The 19,213-nt window shown below is 62.9% G+C and carries 18 protein-coding genes; 6 read left to right on the top strand and 12 right to left on the bottom strand.

Going from position 1 to position 19,213, the window contains the following annotated elements; translation table 11 throughout:
* Positions 1–53: 53 nt before the first annotated feature.
* Positions 54–650, top strand: coding sequence for a bifunctional nicotinamidase/pyrazinamidase (pncA, locus tag SAZ10_RS32540; RefSeq protein ID WP_318613702.1), 597 nt, complete (start codon positions 54–56; stop codon positions 648–650).
* 235 nt (positions 651–885) lie between these two features.
* Here pncA and SAZ10_RS32535 read toward each other — a convergent pair whose 3' ends face one another.
* The 12 genes from SAZ10_RS32535 to SAZ10_RS32480 form a co-directional block, all read right to left on the bottom strand.
* Positions 886–1,596, bottom strand: a complete 711-nt coding sequence (locus SAZ10_RS32535; RefSeq protein ID WP_318613701.1) for an ABC transporter ATP-binding protein — start codon at positions 1,594–1,596, stop codon at positions 886–888.
* The gene (locus SAZ10_RS32530) at positions 1,593–2,336 is read right to left on the bottom strand and encodes an ABC transporter ATP-binding protein (protein WP_318613699.1); all 744 of its coding nucleotides are present in this window, start codon (positions 2,334–2,336) and stop codon (positions 1,593–1,595) included. The genes SAZ10_RS32535 and SAZ10_RS32530 overlap by 4 nt, the downstream gene beginning before the upstream one ends.
* Positions 2,336–3,298, bottom strand: coding sequence for a branched-chain amino acid ABC transporter permease (locus SAZ10_RS32525; RefSeq protein WP_318613698.1), 963 nt, complete (start codon positions 3,296–3,298; stop codon positions 2,336–2,338). The genes SAZ10_RS32530 and SAZ10_RS32525 overlap by 1 nt, the downstream gene beginning before the upstream one ends.
* The gene (locus tag SAZ10_RS32520) at positions 3,295–4,176 is read right to left on the bottom strand and encodes a branched-chain amino acid ABC transporter permease (protein ID WP_318613697.1); all 882 of its coding nucleotides are present in this window, start codon (positions 4,174–4,176) and stop codon (positions 3,295–3,297) included. The genes SAZ10_RS32525 and SAZ10_RS32520 overlap by 4 nt, the downstream gene beginning before the upstream one ends.
* Positions 4,177–4,470 carry a type II toxin-antitoxin system RelE/ParE family toxin gene (locus tag SAZ10_RS32515; protein WP_318613695.1) on the bottom strand — a complete coding sequence of 98 codons (294 nt, stop codon included), beginning with the start codon at positions 4,468–4,470 and terminating at the stop codon, positions 4,177–4,179. It lies immediately after the preceding gene.
* Positions 4,467–4,763: an antitoxin of toxin-antitoxin stability system gene (locus SAZ10_RS32510; protein WP_318613694.1), complete on the bottom strand. Its 297-nt coding sequence runs from the start codon at positions 4,761–4,763 to the stop codon at positions 4,467–4,469. The genes SAZ10_RS32515 and SAZ10_RS32510 overlap by 4 nt, the downstream gene beginning before the upstream one ends.
* A gap of 64 nt (positions 4,764–4,827) precedes the next feature.
* Complete coding sequence (locus SAZ10_RS32505) at positions 4,828–6,132, bottom strand: ABC transporter substrate-binding protein (protein ID WP_318613693.1); 1,305 nt, start codon at positions 6,130–6,132, stop codon at positions 4,828–4,830.
* Positions 6,133–6,375: 243 nt separating this feature from the next.
* Positions 6,376–8,058 (bottom strand): hypothetical protein, encoded by a 1,683-nt coding sequence (locus tag SAZ10_RS32500; RefSeq protein ID WP_318613692.1) that lies wholly within the window; start codon positions 8,056–8,058, stop codon positions 6,376–6,378.
* A 77-nt stretch (positions 8,059–8,135) separates the two neighbouring features.
* Positions 8,136–9,440 (bottom strand): nicotinate phosphoribosyltransferase, encoded by a 1,305-nt coding sequence (gene pncB / locus SAZ10_RS32495; protein ID WP_318613690.1) that lies wholly within the window; start codon positions 9,438–9,440, stop codon positions 8,136–8,138.
* Positions 9,441–9,605: 165 nt separating this feature from the next.
* Positions 9,606–10,049, bottom strand: coding sequence for a thioesterase family protein (locus tag SAZ10_RS32490; protein ID WP_318613689.1), 444 nt, complete (start codon positions 10,047–10,049; stop codon positions 9,606–9,608).
* Positions 10,050–10,075: 26 nt separating this feature from the next.
* Positions 10,076–11,476 (bottom strand): MATE family efflux transporter, encoded by a 1,401-nt coding sequence (locus SAZ10_RS32485; protein WP_318613688.1) that lies wholly within the window; start codon positions 11,474–11,476, stop codon positions 10,076–10,078.
* Positions 11,477–11,639: 163 nt separating this feature from the next.
* Positions 11,640–12,632 (bottom strand): LysR family transcriptional regulator, encoded by a 993-nt coding sequence (locus tag SAZ10_RS32480; RefSeq protein WP_318613686.1) that lies wholly within the window; start codon positions 12,630–12,632, stop codon positions 11,640–11,642.
* Positions 12,633–12,936: 304 nt separating this feature from the next.
* Between SAZ10_RS32480 and chvE the strand changes: the two genes are divergently transcribed.
* The 5 genes from chvE (at position 12,937) to SAZ10_RS32455 (ending at position 18,979) form a co-directional block, all read left to right on the top strand.
* Positions 12,937–14,007 carry a multiple monosaccharide ABC transporter substrate-binding protein gene (gene chvE / locus SAZ10_RS32475; protein WP_318613685.1) on the top strand — a complete coding sequence of 357 codons (1,071 nt, stop codon included), beginning with the start codon at positions 12,937–12,939 and terminating at the stop codon, positions 14,005–14,007.
* A 110-nt stretch (positions 14,008–14,117) separates the two neighbouring features.
* Positions 14,118–15,650 (top strand): multiple monosaccharide ABC transporter ATP-binding protein, encoded by a 1,533-nt coding sequence (gene mmsA / locus SAZ10_RS32470; protein WP_318613684.1) that lies wholly within the window; start codon positions 14,118–14,120, stop codon positions 15,648–15,650.
* A complete protein-coding gene (mmsB, locus tag SAZ10_RS32465; protein WP_318613683.1) occupies positions 15,647–16,942 on the top strand; it encodes a multiple monosaccharide ABC transporter permease in 1,296 nt (431 codons plus the stop codon). Before mmsA ends, mmsB begins: the two co-directional genes overlap by 4 nt.
* A gap of 11 nt (positions 16,943–16,953) precedes the next feature.
* Positions 16,954–17,946: an AraD1 family protein gene (araD1, locus tag SAZ10_RS32460; protein WP_318613682.1), complete on the top strand. Its 993-nt coding sequence runs from the start codon at positions 16,954–16,956 to the stop codon at positions 17,944–17,946.
* 358 nt (positions 17,947–18,304) lie between these two features.
* Positions 18,305–18,979 carry an isoprenylcysteine carboxylmethyltransferase family protein gene (locus SAZ10_RS32455; RefSeq protein WP_318613681.1) on the top strand — a complete coding sequence of 225 codons (675 nt, stop codon included), beginning with the start codon at positions 18,305–18,307 and terminating at the stop codon, positions 18,977–18,979.
* The last annotated feature ends 234 nt before the right edge of the window (positions 18,980–19,213 follow it).

Below are 19,213 nucleotides of genomic sequence, written 5' to 3'. Positions count from 1 at the left end.
GTTGACGCGTCGCACGTTTTACGGCGACTTTGCTGGCAGACATGGAGAGCTCAATGCACCAGGCGCTCGTCGTCATCGACGTACAGAACGACTTCTGCCCCGGCGGCGCATTGGCAGTCGCCGGCGGCGACGAGGTCGTCCCGCTGATCAACGATCTGGCCAAGGACTTCGAGCACTTGATCCTGACGCAGGATTGGCATCCCGCCGGCCATTCCAGCTTTGCCTCGAGCCACAAGGGAAGAAAGCCCTTCGAGACAATCACGATGCATTATGGCGAACAGACGCTCTGGCCTGACCATTGCATTCAAGGCAGCGAAGGCGCGAACTTCCATCCGGGCCTCGATGTCACCAAAGCCGAGCTCATTCTGCGCAAGGGCTTCCGCCCGGGAATCGACAGCTACTCGTTTTTCTTTGAGAACGACCGCAAGACGCCTACCGGACTCGCCGGCTATCTCCGCGAGTGCGACATGCACGACATCACGCTGGTCGGGCTCGCAACCGACTATTGCGTCGCCTACTCCGCCCTGGATGCCGCGCGTGTCGGCTTCAAGGTGACGGTCAGGCTCGACTGCTGCCGCGCCATCGACCTCGGCGGCTCGCTGGAGCGCATGCTCGGCGAGATGCGAGATGCTGGGGTGAGGCTGGTTTAGGGGCGAGTTGTCTTTGGATGGACCCGTTAGACGGGAGGAGTAGCGCTTCCGAACCCCCCTCTGTCCTGCCGGACATCTCCCCCTCGAGGGGGGAGATCAGCCGGCCGTTTGGACGGTGCCTTTCTGAGACGATGGTGATTGGCGAAATCATCGAGGATGGCCAATCTCCCCCCTTGAGGGGGAGATGTCCGGCAGGACAGAGGGGGTCTGAAGGACACCACCTTAGCTGTTTAGACTACCCGACCCCCACATAGCGCTGGACCAATCCCCGATCGCTTCTCAGCGCCTCGACATCGACCGTCTCGCGGCTTCGGCCGTTCTCGATGAACAGCACGCGGTCGGCTACCGGCAGCACCGCATCGACGCGCTGCTCGACAAGGATGGTCGAGACGCCGCGCCCGCGCAGCGCAGCAACGGCATCCCGGATCTTCGCGATCATCGACGGCATCAGTCCCTCGGTCGGCTCGTCGAGCAAGAGCACATCAGGCTCGAGGCAGAGCGCTCGCGCCATCGCGAGCATCTGCTGCTCGCCGCCCGAGAGCGTGCCTGAGCGCTGCCGCAGCCGCTCGCGCAGGACCGGGAACAGGTCGAGCACGGCGTCTCGAACTGCCACACCTTTCCCCCGCGCCATGAGCCCGATCTCGATATTCTCGGCCACGCTCATCTCGGCAAACAGGCGGCGGCCCTGCGGCACATAGGCGACGCCGGCCTTCGGCACCTGGTGCGGGGCAAGCGCTGTCAGCTCGCCTTCGCCGAGCCTGACGGAGCCGGCGCGGGCCGGCACCAGACCCATGATCGTCTTGAGCAGGGTCGTCTTTCCGGCGCCGTTGCGGCCAAGCACGCACAGCACCTCGCCGCGCCTCAGCCTCAGCGAAACGCCGTGCAGCACCTGGACCTCGCCGTAGAAACAGTCGAGGCCGGAAATGGCGAGAGCATCTGATGTCACGCCGGTGTCCCCAAATAGGCGCGCTGCACCTCCGCGTCGGCGCGGATCGCATCCGGCGTGCCTTCGGCAAGGATGCGGCCCGCCTCCATCACAGTAATGCGGTCGGCAAGCCGCATGACGACGTCCATATTGTGCTCGATCAGAAGCACGGTCGCTTCCCGTGCGATCTCCTTCACCAGAGCGATGAAGTTCTCGACCTCGCCGTCCGAGAGACCCTGCGTGGGCTCGTCGAGGATCAAAAGCCGTGGCTGCAGCGCGAGCCCCATCGCGACTTCCAGCAGCCGCTGATGGCCATAGGCGAGATGCCTGGCGAGCTGATCCGACCGGTCTGCAAGCCCGGTACGCTCCAGCGCGGAGGTGATCGCCTGGCTAAGCGCATGCGCGCTGCGCCTGAGATGCCTTTCGTGCACGCGCTGCGCGGCCAGCGCGACATTGTCCCAGGCCGTGAGATTGGCGAACACGCTGGTGATCTGGAAGGTGTAGGCAATGCCAAGCCGCACCCGCCGAAATGCAGGCAGGCTGGTGATGTCCTTGCCCGCGAATTCGATCGAGCCCGATGTCGGGGCTAGACGACCGCAGATCAGGCTCACGAGGGTGGTCTTGCCGGCACCGTTGGGCCCGATCAGCGCCCGCACCTCGCCGGGCATCATGGCAAAATCGACCTGGTTGACAGCCTTCAGCCCTCCGAAGTTGCGGCTGAGGCCATGCGTTGCGACCAGCGCGGTCGAAGCCGACGACATCACGGCAGCCACCCCACCCAGCGAGCGCGGACGGTGCCGAGAATGCCTCGGGGAAAGAACAGCACAAGCAGAATGAGTGCCAGACCGACGATCAGCAGCCAGGCGGAAGTGAAACCGCTGGCGATATCGACGGCATAATACATGAAGAGCGTGCCTATGACCGGGCCAAGCGTGGTCGCCGCACCGCCGGTCAGCACCCAGAGCAGCGGCAGGATCGAAAACTGCACGTTTGCGAAGTTCGCGCCCACGGAGCCGAACAGCACCGCATAGCCGGCGCCGGCGGCGGCCGATATCGTGCCCGAAGCCACGACCGCCGTGAGCTTGTTGGCGAAAGTGTTGTAGCCGAGCATGCTGGTGCGCTCCTCGTTCTCGCGGATCGCGACAAGCACGCGACCATGACGGGAGCGGGCAATGACCAGCGAGATCAGAAGCGCGATGGAGAAGAGCGCGAGCGCTGCCCAATAGCGTGTCGCTGGATCGGTGAGATCGAGCCGCATGCCGCCGAGCATGACGGCGCGCACTCCTTGCGCCAGCGCAAAGCCCTGATCGCCCATCGTCCAGCCGCTGGAGTAGATGATCGTCAGATAAAGGACCTGGGCGAACATCAGGGTGACGATCATGAAAGCGACGCCCGTGGTCCTGAGCGTCAGCAGCCCGACAATCAGCGACAGCGCCGCGCCCGCAACGACGCCGCCGGCGAAGCCGGCCGGCACCCCCCAGCCGAGATGCAGCATGGTGAGGCCCGCACCGTAAAGCCCGGCCGCGAAAAACATCGCATGGCCAAGGCTGAGCAAGCCGGCATATCCGAAGAGCAGATTGTAGCCCATGGCGAACACGGCAAGCACCAGGACACGCGCGAAGACGCCGTGATGATAGGGAGGCAATACGAATTGAAGCACGGCAAACAGCAGGATCACGCAGAAATGGAGGAGCCATATCCTTGTAGTGGCCGCTTTGTTCATCGTGTTGCCCTGCCGAACAGGCCCTGCGGCCGGAACACCAGGACCAGCGCGACGAGCAGCGTGGCGATGATCTTTGCGAGCGTCGGCTGGAAAAAGGCGGAAATGATGCCGTCGCCGAGGCCGATGACGAGTGCCGCGACAACCGTGCCGCTCAATGAGCCGAGGCCGCCGATGATCACGACTATGAATGAGAGCAGCAGCGGGTCGAGCCCCATCAGGTAATGCGCCTGGCTGATCGGCACGATGAGAACGGCGGCGATTGCGGCGAGCATGGCACCCAGCGCGAAGACGCCGGCATAGACCCGATCGACCGGAATGGCGAAGGCTTGCGCAGTCTCACGATCATATTGCGTGGCGCGCATCAGGAGGCCGATCCTCGTGCGCGTCAGCAGGAACCAGGTGGCAAGCAGCACTACGATCGACGCGCCGACTACCGCCAATTTATAGCCGGAATAGCCGAACCAAGGGAGTAGGACTCGGTAGGTGAACGGGGCCTCGACCGGCCGCGCTTCCGGCCCGTAGAACGTCAACGCAAGCTGCTGGATGACGTAGAGCATGCCGATCGTGGCAACGATGGTGGCTTCGGGGTCATAATTCAGCCGTCGCAAGACCAGCCGCTCGGCAATAAGCGCGATCGCCCCGACGACCAGCGGACTGACGATCAGCGCGGCAACGAAGCCGAGCGCGGGATGGCCGCCGAACACTGTCGAAACGAACCAGGCAATGACGGCGCCCAGCATGAAGAACTCGCCATGCGCGACATTGACGATGCGCATGATGCCGAACACCAGCGACAGGCCAAGCGCAGTCAGCGCCAGCACAGCGGCAGAGACGAGGCCTTCGAGAGCGGCCAGCAGAAGGTGCGGACCGAAGGCCATTCAGTCGTCCTTACCCTCAACGGGTGGCCACTGGCGGGCGGTGTGCACGAGTGCGTGAATGATTATTTCGCCATCGCCGATTTCATAAACCAGCCGATAGCTTGGATGAGGTATGAATTCACGCGTGCCCGGTATCGCACCCTCTCTGCCAAGGCGCGGGAAATCTGCCAACCGATTCGCCGCGACATCGAACAGTGCATCCATACGCTGGGCGGCGAGAGGATTGTCAGCCCAGATGTAGCCGACGATTTCAGTGCGGTCGCGATCAGCCTCTTCGGACCATCGGACCCTCAAGCATCATCCTCGCGTTTTCGCCGCTCCCATTCCTCGAAATGCTTCTTCATCCGCATCTGCACTTCTTCATTGGTATACCCCCGGCCCGCCGCGATCGAAGCGCGCGACTTCTCAACCTTCCGTCGGAGGAATTCGTCATATCCGAGTTTCTCTTCCTCCCGCTTTCGAAGGTAATCTCTAATCAGCTCGCGCACGATCTGCGATGCCGGACGGTCGACCTCGACTGCATCGACCATGAGTGCGTCCCGCAGCTCTGGTTCCAGCTTCATCGTGAAGACGGCTTCCTTACCCATGGCCTTCACTCCGTTAGATACTAACGACGTATATACGTCGTTAGTATCCTCCCGGCAATCCGCCCTACAGGGCCATCGTCGTGTAGTTGCCTTCGGGCTCGTAGAGCCCGTCCTCGATCTTGGTGCGGTGCACGACCTTCAGCTTGCCGCCCTCCAGCTTGGAGATGTTCTGATGGCCGTAGCATTGGTGCAGCTTGCCGTTGAAGGTCTTGTCGCCCTGCGGGTGCTCCTTGCCTTCCGGGAAGGAAGTCAGCGCCTCGGTCGCCTCGACCAGCTTGGCGCGGTCGCCCGGACCCTTGTAGCCTGCCGCTTCCATCGCCTGCTTGATGACATAGAGCGTCTCCCAGCAGCCGAACATGTGCGCGGCGGTCGAGACGTCCTTCGGATCTTTGACCGACGCGCCGTTGTCGTCGATGCCCACGGCGGCGCGGTAGGCCTTCTGCGCATCCGAATCGTTGGGTTGGGCGTAACGCGGTGAGCCCTCCCAGAAATGGCTGCCGTCGAGGAATTCCAGCCCTGGGCTGTTGATGTCGACGGCTTCGAGCGAATCGATGAAGCCGAAGAGCTGAGGCTTGTTCGAACCATAGAACTCGCCGAGCTCCTTCACGAAGGTCAGCACCGCCGGCCCGACCATGACGTGGTAAAGCACCTCCGTCTCGGCCGGGATCTGCGGGAAATAACGGGTGAAAGAGGTCTCCGTGGGCGGAATGGCGAGCTGCGCGATCACCTCGGCGCCCTGTTTCTTCAGGGCTGGCGGAAGATAGTCGCGGTGGTCGTAGCCGAAGGCGTAGTCTGGGAAGATCATGGTGACCTTCTTGCCGAGCGTGGCCGCCATCCACGGCGCCATCGCCGTGACCTGGGAGCGAACATCGGTAATGCCGGGCTGGAAGCACCAGCGGTTCAGCTTGCCCGAGGCAACGTGGTAGCCCTCGCTCACCACGTAATAGGGGATCTTCAGCTCGCCCGCCGTCGGCGCCGATCCGACAACGACATGCGAGAACAGGGTGCCGTAGACGACGTCGGTCTTGTGCTGATTGGCGAACTTGCCGACCACTTCGGCGCCACGCGCCGGATCGGTGCCGTCATCCTCGACGATCACCTCGACCGGACGGCCGTTGATGCCTCCCGCGTCATTGATCTGCTTGACGGCTGCGTTGGTGGTGATCTCGTACCAGCGGCCATAGGCAGCGCCGATCCCGGTGCGGTGCGCCTGGAAGCCGATCTTGATGGGCTCGGAGCTCTCGGCCTGCGCATAGCGCACGAAACCCGGCGCCAGGGCCAGGCTGGCTGCGGCACCGGCACCCTTCAGCGCCGTGCGACGAGAAATCTTTCTGCTGAATAGGCTGTGCTGGTCGCGTTCTTCAGTCATGCTGGTTCCCCTGACTCTTCGACCGTCTGCGTCTTCGGCGACGGAGATGGCGTTTCACGCAATCTAGATCACCAATCCCGGAGGCTGACAATAGACCGGGATAAATTGGAGCGGAGTCGTTCATCCCTCTAGCTCTTTGTTTTTGCAGCATGATCTTATCCGATAAGTCTGCAACTTGTTGCTGCGCCGACCTTCGGTTCGGGATCATGCTCCAGAAGTGCTGCACGCAAAACAGCTGGTTGGTCACCCTGCTGTCGGCGTCGAGAGCAGCCAGAGACCGAACACCGTATAGGCGATCATCAGCAGCGTCAGCGGCAGCTGGCTGAGCATCGCGTCACGCCCTTTCGGATGCAGCCGCCCGGCAAAGACATGCGCGACCAACACCGCCAGCACATGGCCGGCGATGATCGCGGCAGCCTGCGTGTTCCACAGCACCCAGGCCGCCGCGGAGCCGCTGACGATGCCGGCGCCGACCGCCATGTCGGCCGTTCCGAACAGGTTCCAGCCGCGCGAGAAGGGGTCCGACAGCGCGACCACCCCATACTGTCCGTTGACGAGCAGGACGGTCAGGTAATGCGCGAGATGATAGGCGAGCGCGATCGGCACGATCGACCAGACATAAAGCCCTGCCGCCTGCTCCAGCGGCCTGCGGCTCTCGGTCAGCCTCTCGCCGAGAGAGACCGCCAGGAAGAAGACGGCGGCAAGCGCGAGGAAAGCGGCCAGCAGGCCAAAGGAATTCACGCCGATAACGGCCGAACGGCCGGGAAATTCGAGCGGATTCACGCCGATCAGCCCCAGCCAGAAGAATGTCCGCGACAGACCGTCGAAGGAAACCGAGGCCAGTGCGAAAAGCAGGAAGAACACGCCGCTTGGCGGCAATGGCAGGGCTGCAGCCACACGCGCGCCCGGAACGCCAAGCAGAAGCTGCTCATCGCTGCCATCCGGTGAGGGCCGCCCCTGCAGCACCGCGAAACGCGCAATCATGCCGAAGAAGACCGACAGGAATTCGCCATGTCTCGTCCATGCGCGATAGCCGAAGACGAGGATCATCGCCAAGGTGAAGACGGTATAGACCGTGACCGCGGATGCCAGCCGGCCGGGCTCGTCGGGTGCGATATCGATCAATTCGAACCATGCGAAGCCGGCAAACAAGACGAGCGCGGGCCAGTAGCCCGCCCGCTCGGGGTAACGGAGTAGATGGAGCGGCCAGCCAAGGCTGCGAGCGAGCCGGTAAGGGCCTAACCAGGGATTGATCCACTGCCAAATATCGCCGACCAGCCCTTGGACGAGCGTCAGGCCGACCCAGAGAAGCGTCCATATGGTGAGCGGCAGCGGGTTCGAGAGCGGATCGCGGCTGCCGAAGAAGCCCGCGGCAATCAGCACGAGCAGGATGCCGAAGGAGACGACGCTGACATATGATCTTGCCGCGCTCGGCAATCGGATCAGCGCCAGACGGGCGGCGGCGAAGCGGCCAAGCGACCCGGCGGGCAGGAACACGAGCGCGAGAAAGCTCGCCGCAACGGCGGCTGCGCCGCCGACAATGTAATGCCCGATCGGCAGGAGCAGGACATAGCCGCGGTCCGAGGCGTGCGCGAGCGCGTCGGTGGATGTGACGAGAAGGAGCAGGGTCGCGACGCCGAGGACGCTGTTTGTTTTGTGCCTCCCAATGGCAGGGTAGTCGCACCTGGCACAGCGCCGGTGTCCCCCTCCCCCTTGTGGGGAGGGATACAGGGTGGGGGTTCCCCAGCGATTACCCTGCAAGACTTGCTGAAGCAGATAGCACCTCCGGCTCGGCTTGGCGCGCTTCAGACCCCCACCCTGTATCCCTCCCCACAAGGGGGAGGGGGTCGTCAGCGTCGCGCCTTCCATATAGGACCGCCATGCGCCAGAAGCGGAGCGGGTGACCAGCGTCCGGGATAACAGCACCAGCCTCCGAGCAGGCTATCCGGCCATGGGGGTCAATCGATCGAGACAACACGGAACTAGACGCAATGCTCTGATGATCACACTTTCACGGCGTGCCGCACCCTGTCAGTCCCTCCGAACAGCTTCAGATAGCGCGCGATCTCCTCCGGCTCGCCGGTCGCCTTGGCGGGATTGTCCGCCAGCTTCACTGCCGGCCGGCCATTGGCGCTAGTCACCTTGCAGACCAGCGAGATCGCCGTCAGTCCGGGATTGGCTGTCGGTGCGCAGTCTTCGAAATCGTTCGTGAGATTGGTGCCCCAGCCAAAAGCCATGCGAACCTTGCCGCGGAAATGCTTGTAGGTCTCCTCGATCGCGTCGACGTCGAGCCCGTCGGAGAAGATGAGCAGCTTGGATTTCGGATCCCTGCCCTTCGAGCGCCACCACTCGATGATCTTCTCGCCGCCCTCGATCGGCGGCGCGCTGTCCGGACGGAAGCCGGTCCACTCGGCAACCCAGTTGGGCGCCCCGCGCAGGAAGGCGGCGGTGCCGAAAGTGTCGGGGAGCACGATCAACAGGTTGCCGCCGTAGTAGCGCTGCCAATCCTGCAACACCTGGTAAGGCGCCTGCTTCAGCTCTGCCTCAGAATCGGCGAGCGCGGCCAGCACCATGGGCAGCTCATGCGCATTGGTGCCGAGCGCTTCGAGATCGGTGTCCATGGCGAGCTTCACGTTGCTGGTACCGGTGAAAGCCTCTCCGATGCCCTCCTTCAGCGCCTCCACGCACCAGCGCTGCCACAGGAAGCTATGCCGGCGGCGCGTGCCGAAATCGGAAATGCGGATGTCGGGGTAGCGTTTCAGCCGCTCGACCTTCGTCCATAGCTTGGCTTTGGCGCGCGCATAGAGCACATCGAGCGTGAAAGGGCCGTAGTCCCTCATCGCCGAGCGCGACCGCAGCTCGTTGATGATGGCGAGCGCAGGGATCTCCCAGAGCGTGGTGTACATCCACGGCCCGGCGAAATGCAGCTCATACTGGCCGTCATGCTTTCTGAGCTCGTATTCCGGCAGCTGGAAATCCTCGAGCCAGGCAAGGAACTCGGGCTCGAATATCTGCTTGCGGCCGTAGAAGGTATTGCCGGCGAGCCAGATCATCTCCTTCTTGGAGAAGCGCAGCGAGCGCGCATGGTCGAGCTGCGCGCGCAGCTCACTCTCGTCGATCTCCTCGGCGAGCCGCACGGAGGTCGTACGGTTGATCAGCGAAAAGGTTGCGTCGACGTCCGGGTAAAGGCCCCAGATCATCTGCAGCATCAACAGCTTGTAGAAATCGGTGTCGAGCAGGCTGCGGATGATCGGATCGAGCTTCCAGGTGTGATCGTAGACCCGGCGAGCGATGTCGGTCGTGGGCATGATCCGTGGGCGTCCTTCCTCACCAAAGCGCGATCGGCAGACAAGCAGGCCTTCTAGTCGATCGCCGTCACCTGCGCCCTATAGCACATGAAAACTGTGGCGCGGGACTCCGTCGAGTTAAGAGCTTTTGCCCTATACGTCCACACGGCGACTGCCTCCACCCTGCTAGGATGGCAAAATCAGGCGGCTGAGTGCAAGCCGCAGCGGCTCAGAGAGCGGCTCGGGCCGGCGCGTCTGCCGGTCGACATAGACGTGGACAAAAAAGCCTTCGGCGGCAGCAGTGACATCTTCGTTGCGGAACAGCCCGACCTCGTAGCGTACGGACGAGGTGCCGATCCTGGTGACGCGGAGCCCGGCGGTGACGGTGTCCGGAAAGGCGATTTCTGAGAAATAGCGGCAGCCGGTCTCGACGACCAGGCCGACCTGTTTGCCGACCCTGAAGTCGAGCACTCCCTGATCGATCAGCCAACCGTTCACCGCCGTATCGAACAGGCTGTAGTGGACGACATTGTTCATATGACCGTAGGTGTCATTGTCCATCCAGCGCGTGGTGATCGTGCGGAAAGCTTTGTAGGCCGAACGGGCCGAGGGGTTCGGTCTGTCGGCCATGGTCGCGTTCCTCTCCCCAGCTTCGTTCAGCTTTGTGCCGGCACCAGGCCATGGCGCTCACGTCTCAGCCAGCGGGCGAGCAGCAGAACCGCGACGACCGCCAGTCCGCTCGACAGCCCGGTCCAGATGCCGGCGCCGGCGAAGCCGAAATGAAAGGCGAGCATCGCGCCGAGCGGCAGGCCGACGCCCCAGTAGCCGATCGCGGCATAGATCATCGGCAGCCGCGTGTCGTGCAAGCCTCGAAGCATGCCGAGGGCCACCGCCTGCGCGCCGTCGAAGATCTGGAAGAGGCCAGCAAAGGCAAGGAATGTCACGGCGAGCCCGACGACCGTTGCGTTGACGGGATCGTCGACCTCGATGAAGCCGCCGATCAGCACTCGCGGCCACAGCACCATCGTCAGGGCCGTGAGCGACATGAAGCCGACGCCGAGCGCATAGGCCGTCCATCCGGAGCGCATGACGCCGACGGCGTCGCCGGCGCCGAAGGCGCGCCCGACGCGGACGGTGGCCGCCTGGCCGATTCCCATCGGCACCATGAAGGCGATCGACGCGATCTGGATGGCGATCGCGTGCGCGGCCAACGAGGCGGCGTCGATCAAACCCATCAGCAGCGCCGCCGCATTGAATATCCAAACCTCGAATACCAGAGTGCCGGCGATCGGCAGGCCGAGCTTCAACAGTGCCCAAAAGCGCGGCCAGTCGGCCCGCCAGAAGCGGCCGAACAGACGATAGCGCCGGAACTGCCGCTCCACCGAGACCACGACGGCGAGCCCTACGAACATCAGCGCGCTCGAGAGCGTCGTCGCCAGCCCCGAGCCGGCGATGCCCATTCTCGGCAGGCCGAAATGGCCGAAGATCAGGCACCAGGCAGCGAGCCCATTGAAAATGACTGCGATCACGACGATGACGAGTGCCCAGCGCGGTCGCTCCAGCGCCGAGAGGAAGGAACGCAGCACGATGTAGCCGTAAAAGGGCAGCAGGGCCCATTGGAGCCAGTGCACATAGATGCCGGCTTCCTTCGCCAAAGCGGGATCCTGGCCCATAGCCAGCAGGATCGACTCGACATGCCAAAGCAGCAGCCAGATCGGAAGGGATACCAGCACGGCGATCCACAGCCCTTGACGCACCGTGCGGCGGATGTCCCGCACGGAATGGCGGTTGCGTCCGAGTTCCGTCGCCATCATCGGCGCCGTCGCGGTGATGAGCCCGAGGCCGAAGATCAGCGGCGCGAAATAGAGGTTGGAGCCGAGCGCGCCGGCAGCCAGCATCTTCGGACCGGCCCAGCCCATCAGCATGACGTCAGTCGCTGTCATGGCCACCTGCGCGAGGTTCGTCAGAACCATGGGCCAGCTCAGCGAAAGCGTCGCGCGTATCTCGTCGCGCCAAGGGCTACCCGGCGCGCGTACGCCGGCTTCGATCGCAGACATTTTCCGGTCTTTCCGAGACGCGAATCGGCCGGATCGACCGTTTTTCGCACAATTTGGCGGCGAATCCACGGATTCTAGCCGCAGAACGGCGCTTCTGGCAAAATTCACCTGAAATGACAAGGCACGTCGCGCCGGCGGCGATTGGGCCAAGAGCGAAGCGAGATCAGCGTGAGGCAGAAGCTGGCGTGCCGTGCCGCATGCTCCTTTCGATCTCGGCATAGAGCATGCGCGCGGCCGGCGAGAGCGCCCGGTTCCTGGCCGTGATGAGGCTGTAAGGCTGCACCGTGATCTCGAAATCGATCGGCAGCATCTCTATCGCGCCGGAGAGTCCCGCCTCGTCCTTGATGAAGGTCGCGACTTCCACGGAGACGGGCGCGATCGCCTCCGACTGAGCCACCATCACCAGCGTGAGCAGCAGCGAACTCGTGTTGAGGATGCGCTCCGGCAAGGCCGCGTTGCGGGCCAGAAACAGCGCCTCGATCGTGCGACGCAGCAGCGTGCCGCTCGGTTGGAACACCCAGTCATAGGCGGCAAGACTTTCGATCGGCACCGCCCGACGTGCCAGAAGCGGGTGCCCGCGACGCACGATAAGACAGGCCTTCTCGATGCCGACCATCCTGCTCTCGAAGAGACGCGGATTGAGGTCATCCGGGATGCGGGCCAGGATGAAATCGTGGCGCGAGGCAAGGAGCTCGCGCGCCAGCACGTTGCTGTTGTCGACCTCTATGTTGATTTCGATGCGCGGGTGGCGTTCTCGGACGAGCCGGATAGCCGGCACCGCAAGATCGATTGCAGGTGCCGTAACCGAACCAATGAACACGCGCCCGCCCTTGCCGCTCTTCAGGTCGGAGATCTCGCGGTCCGCCTCGCGCATTTCCAGGAGCACGGTGCGCGCCCGACGCGCCAGCGCCTGGCCGGCAGGCGTCAACGCGATGCCGCGCGGCATGCGCTCGCAGAGCTTGACCCCGAGAATGTCCTCCATCTCGGCGATCATGCGGGAAGCCGCAGGCTGCGAAATGTTGAGCACCTGGGCGGCCGCGCTCACCTTGGCATGGTCGTCGAGGACGACGATCAGGCGCATATGGCTGAGCTTCAGCCCGCCGCGCAGCAGGCTTTCGCCCTCCGTTTCCTGCTCACTGAGCCTGTCAATCGTCATCCTGCCGCTTCCCAACCCTCGCCTCGGCCGCCCTTCGGCCCTGACTGTCCCCGGACACCGGCAGATATATCACTTCCGGCATATCAAATGTCACAAAACGCATTTGACAGTTATATCAATTCTAATCCAACGTCCCCCGCCACGAGCGTTGCCGGCGCGCGGCGGTGCCGTGTGCTCAATCGGAAGACGCCTCGGCGGCTTGGGAGGGTACGCACACCAGACGCGGTGGCTGTTTTGCAAATCGGGCTTGCGCGGATGCGCTGGACGCCGGGGCGGGTTTCGTGTTGAGAAAAGGGAGAGTTCAGTGAAGATCTTCAAATCATTGGTCGCAGCCGCGGCGCTTGGCGTCGTGGCCATGACCGTTACGGCCCAGGCCGAGGAAAAAGGGCTGGTTGGCGTTTTGATGCCGACCAAGACCTCGCAGCGCTGGATCAATGACGGCGATGCCGTCAAGTCTCAGCTCGAGGCGAAAGGCTATACCGTCGACCTGCAATATGCGCAGGACGACATCGCAAACCAGCTGGCGCAGCTGGAAAACGAGATCACGAAAGGCCCGAAGGCCCTGATCATCGCGTCGATCGACGGCACGACCATGGCTGACGCGCTGCAGAAGGCAGCCGATGCCGGCATCGTCGTCATCGCCTATGACCGCCTGATCAAGAAGACGCCGAACGTCGACTACTACACGACGTTCGACAATTTCGGCGTCGGCGTGCTCCAGGCCAATTCGCTCGTCAAGGGGCTCAAGGAACGCTTCCCCGACACCAAGCCGTGGAACGTCGAGCTTTTCGGCGGTTCGCCGGACGACAACAACGCCTTCTTCTTCTACAACGGCGCCATGAGCGTGCTGCAGCCGCTGATCGATAACGGCACGATCAAGATCAAGTCCGGCCAGATGGGCATGGACAAGGTCGGCACGCTGCGCTGGCTCGCCGCGACCGCTCAGGCCCGCATGGACAACCTGCTGTCGGCCAACTACTCTGACGGCAGCCGCGTCGACGGCGTGCTCGCTCCCTATGACGGTCTGTCGCGCGGCATCATCGCGTCGCTGCGCGCCGTTGGCTACGGCTCTGCCGATCAGCCCTGGCCGATCGTCACCGGCCAGGATGCCGAGACCGCGTCGGTCAAGGCGATCATCGCGGGCGAGCAGTACTCGACGGTGTTCAAGGACACCCGCGATCTCGCCAAGGCGACGGTCGAACTCACGGACAAGGTCCTGTCGGGCGGCAAGCCGGAAGGCCTCGACGAAAAGACCTACAACAACGACGTCAAGGTCGTACCCTCGATTCTGTTGACGCCGGTCGAGGTCGACAAGACCAACTACCAGAAGATCGTCGTCGATTCCGGTTACATCAAGCCGGAAGAGCTGAAGTAATCACAAAATCGAAAGCGCGGGGCCCTGCTATGCGGGGCCCCTTTTCGTTGCCGCATAAGGCCGCTAATTTCATCCCGTCCAGTCTATCCCGAAGAGGAATACAGTCAGCGATGGCATCGACCATCCTCGAGATGCGCGGCATCATCAAGACCTTCCCAGGCGTCAAGGCGCTCTCGAACGTCAATCTGAGTGTCGAAGACGGCGAGATCCATGCCATTGTCGGCGAGAACGGCGCTGGCAAGTCGACGCTGATGAAGGTTCTGTCCGGGGTCTATCCCACCGGCACCTATGACGGCACGATCACCTATCGCGGGCAGGATGTGCATTTCAAAGGCATCCATGACAGCGAGAAGCTCGGTATCGTCATCATCCACCAGGAACTGGCGCTCGTACCTATGCTGTCGATTGCCGAGAACATCTTTCTCGGCAACGAACAGGCAAAGCACGGCGTGATCGACTGGCATGCCAACGAGGCGAGGACCCGGGTCCTCCTGAAGAAGGTCGGCCTCAGCGAGGATCCCAAGACCCTCATCACCAATATCGGAGTCGGCAAGCAGCAGCTGGTCGAGATCGCCAAGGCTCTCTCCAAGGAAGTGCAGCTTCTCATTCTCGACGAGCCGACGGCCAGCCTTTCGGAGAAGGACAGCCAGGCACTGCTCGACCTGCTTCTCGAGTTCAAGCGCCAGGGCATCACCTCGATCCTCATCTCGCACAAGCTCAACGAAGTCAGCCGCGTTGCCGACCACGTCACTATTCTGCGCGACGGGCAAACCATCGAGACGCTCGCCAAGGACGAGATCGACGAGGACCGGATCATCACGTCGATGGTCGGCCGCTCGCTGGAAGACCGCTATCCGACGCGTGAGCCGAACATCGGCGAGACGATCTTCGAGGTGAAGAACTGGGTAGTTTACCATCCGCTCCATCCCGACCGGCAAGTGATCAAAGGTATCAACCTGCAAGTGAAGAAGGGCGAGGTCGTCGGCATCGCCGGGCTCATGGGTGCCGGCCGCACCGAATTCGCCATGAGCATTTTCGGTCGCAGCTACGGCACCAAGATCAGCGGCGAGGTGTGGCTTCACGGCAAGAAGGTCGATACCTCCACCGTGGCCCGCACCGTGGAAAGCGGCATCGCCTACGCCACCGAGGACCGCAAGACCTACGGGCTGAACCTCATCGACCATATCAAGCACAACATCAGCCTTGCGAACATGAAGGGCGTGTCGCGTCGCGGCGTCGTCGACGACCTTCGCGAGCTCAGGGTTGCCAACGACTACCGAAAAAGGACGAACATCCGCTCGTCCAGCGCCTATCAGAAAACCGGCAATCTTTCGGGCGGCAATCAGCAGAAGGTGGTGCTGAGCAAGTGGCTTTTTGCGAACCCCGACGTGCTGATCCTCGACGAGCCCACGCGCGGCATCGACGTCGGCGCCAAATATGAAATCTACACGATCATCGGACAGCTCGCCGCAGAAGGCAAAGCGGTGATCGTGATCTCGTCGGAAATGCCCGAACTGCTCGGCATAACCGATCGAATCTACGTGATGAGCGAAGGTCGCATCGTCGGCGAAATGGCGGCGAGCGACGCCAGCCAGGAGAAGATCATGCGCGCCATCGTTCGCGGAGAGGCAAAAGTAGCATGAGCACCGAAACTGTTCCCACGCCCAAGAGCGGCGTCGCCGAGGATGTCCAAACGGGACCGCGCTACGCGGTTTCGGAAGTCGTCGGCAATCTGCGCGAATACGGGCTCGTCCTGGCCCTTATCATAATCATGCTGTTCTTCCAGTACACCACGGATGGAACGCTGTTCAAACCGGTGAACCTCAGCAACCTGGTCCAGCAGAACAGCTTCATCATCATCATGGCGCTCGGCATGCTGCTGGTGATCGTGTCCGGCCATATCGACCTCAGCGTCGGCTCGGTCGCGGGCTTCATCGGCGCGCTGGCGGCGATGATGATGGTGATCTGGCCGCTCGGCTTCTTCAGCAATCCGCTGGTGGTTTCGATCATCTGCATCATCGTCGGCGCGGCGATCGGGGCGGCACAGGGCTACTGGATAGCCTACCATAGAATACCGAGCTTCATCGTCACGCTGGCCGGCATGCTGATTTTCCGCGGCATGTGCCAGGCGCTGCTCGGCGGTGGCTCCTCGGTCGGTCCACTCCCGGATTCCTTCAAGCAGCTTAGCTCCGGCTTCATTCCAGACGTCATCGGGCCGCTGACGCTGGTCGCGCCGACTGTGAACGCGGCCGGCAAGACCATCGTGGGCAGCGGCGTCGTGCTGCACATGACCACCGTCGTGATCGGTATACTGGGCGTCGCCGCCTACATCTATTTCGGGCTGCTCGCGCGCCGCATCCGCGAGAAACACGGCTATCGCGCCGAGCCCTTTGCGCTGTTCGCGGTCAAGACGGCGGTGGTCGGAGCGCTCGCTCTTTTCCTCATCTATCAGTTCGCGACCTATAAGGGCCTGCCGATCGTGCTCGTGGTGATGGGCCTGCTGATCTCGCTGTTCGTGTTCGTCACCAGGAAGATGGTGGTCGGGCGCAGGGTCTACGCCATGGGCGGCAACCCCAAGGCCGCACAGCTCTCAGGCATCAACACCGAGAGGCTCACCCTCATCGTCTTCACGAATATGGGCGTGCTCTCTGCGCTGGGCGGATTGATCATCGCAGCTCGGCTGGGCCAGGCGGTGCCGGCGGCGGGCCTTGGCAGCGAGCTCGACGTCATCGCAGCGGTCTTCATCGGCGGCGCGTCGGCGATGGGCGGCGTCGGCCACGTGGCAGGCTCGGTCGTCGGCGGCTTCATCATGGGCGTGATGAACAACGGGATGTCCATCATGGGCGTCAACGTCGACTGGCAGCAGGTGGTCAAGGGGCTCGTGCTGCTCGGCGCGGTCGTCTTCGACGTCTACAACAAGAACAACAAGGGTTGAGCGGAGGCGAGATGCTGATTTCCGAACTGACGGACGCCAATGGGGTGACCCGAGTCGCGGTGCGCCTCGAGCGCGGCACCTGGTTGCTGAACGGCCAAACCACCGTGTACGCGCTGGCGCTAGCAGCGGCACGCGCGGGAAAGACGCTCGACGGCGTCATCGACGAGATCGGGCTCGGTGAGACGGTCGACCTTGCGGCCGCCTATGCCGAGGGCCGCCTGCGCACGCCGATCAGCCATCCCGATCCGGCGCATCTGCACCTCACGGGCACGGGCCTCACCCATCTCGGCTCCGCGGCAACCCGCGATTCCATGCACAAGAAGCTCGCATCGGACGGGGAAGAGAACCTCACCGATTCCATGAAAATGTTCCGCATGGGCCTTGAAGGCGGCAAGCCGACCGGGGGTGAAGTCGGCGTGCAGCCGGAATGGTTCTACAAGGGCAACGGCGCCTTCGCCGTCGCGCCCGGCCAGCCGCTGGTCTCGCCGAATTTTGCCAAGGACTCCGGCGAGGAGCCGGAGATCGCCGGCATCTATGTGATCGGCGACGACGGCACGCCCTTCCGCGTCGGCTTTGCGCTCTCCAACGAGTTCTCCGACCACGTCACCGAGCGGGTGAACTATCTTTGGCTTGCCCACTCCAAGCTTCGCAACGCCTCCTTCGGACCGGAGATCCTGGTGGGCGCATTGCCCGAGGACATCCGCGGCACCTCGCGCATCCTGCGCGACGGCAACACGATCTGGGAGAAGCCGTTCCTCTCCGGCGAGGCGAACATGTCGCACACGATCGCCAATCTCGAGCACCATCATTTCAAGTACGGACTGTTCCGCCAGCCGGGCGACGTGCATGTCCATATGTTCGGGACGGCCACGCTCTCCTTCGCAGATGGGATCAAGACGGAAGCCGGCGACGTATTCGAGATCGAAGCGCCCGATTTCGGCCTGCCGCTGCTCAACCCGCTCGCGCTTGCCGAGCCACAGCCTTTCGAGGTGCGGGGGCTGTAGTGTCTGCGGCGCAAGGCCGGCTCGGCCGGCTGGAGCGTTCTGCAGTTCGCCTGAGGTCGCTGCCCCTCACCCTTACCCTCTCCCCGTAAAGGACGGGGAGAGGGGAACTTCGACGTTGGCGCTTCACCCTCCCCATGCAGAGCCATTCGACTGCGGAGAAGGTTGAGCGCGACGATGACGACCCCCTTTCCCCGTCCTTCACGGGGAGAGGGTATGGGTGAGGGGCAGCGCCAACAATAAAGCAGAAGGCTCCGCGATGCGCCCCCGCATTGAAATTTCAGCCCCTCGGTCGATATCTTAGACCAGCATTCAAAAGGGCAAATGCTGCCAGGCGGGATCGTTTGCGGAAGGTGGGCCCATGGTTGCGAGGCTGATTGTCCAAACGATCCTGTGGTTCGGGATCATGGGCGCAGTGCTCTTCCTGTCGGCAGGAACGCTGAATTGGCCGGGCGCATGGGCGTTTCTAGCATTGATGGTGGCGCTGAGCTTCACCCTGGGCGCATGGCTGGCTAGCCGCAATCCCGGACTCATGAACGAACGGTTGGGCTCGCCGATCCAGAAGGACCAGCCCGTCGCAGACAAGGTGCTGCTCAGCGTGCTCCTCCTTGCCGTCTTCGCCTGGTTGGCGCTCATGGGGCTCGACGTCCGTTTTGGCTGGACAGCCGTGCCAGCATGGCTTCAGTTGGTCGGCGCGTTTCTTCTACTGCTTTCGATCTGGATCTCCTCTCGCACGATGCTGGAAAACAGCTTTGCCGCACCAGTTGTGAAAATCCAGGAGAGCCGCGGCCAGCAAGTCATCACGACCGGCCCTTATAGCTATGTCCGCCATCCCATGTATGCCGGAGCCGTCCTCTTCTTCATCGGCACCGCATTGTTGCTCGGGTCCTGGTTGGGGCTGGCAACCGTGCTGGTGTTCGTCGTCCTGCTGGTCATTCGAATCCACATCGAGGAGAAGGCGTTGCGCGGCGGCTTGCAAGGCTATGGCGACTACGCAGCGCGAGTACGCTACCGGTTGATCCCGCTGGTCTGGTGACAATGCGTTAAAGGCGCGGCGCTGGTGCCCCCCTCCCCCTTGTGGGGAGGGATTCAGGGTGGGGGGTCCGACGCGCCAAGCCGAACCGGAGTGGGCGCCTGCTTCAGCTAGTCGACCGTGAACTATTGCGATTTCACGTTGATACGAGGCGAAGCTGAGTGCTGAAGGCAGCCAGCATCAGGCACAGCAAAAGACTGAGCCAGCGGATGAGGCGGCGGAAGTTGTAGCCGGCGG

Source organism: Mesorhizobium sp. BAC0120, assembly GCF_033542235.1.
Lineage (GTDB): Bacteria > Pseudomonadota > Alphaproteobacteria > Rhizobiales > Rhizobiaceae > JAWRCU01.
This window is presented reverse-complemented; position numbering and strand designations above follow the sequence as displayed.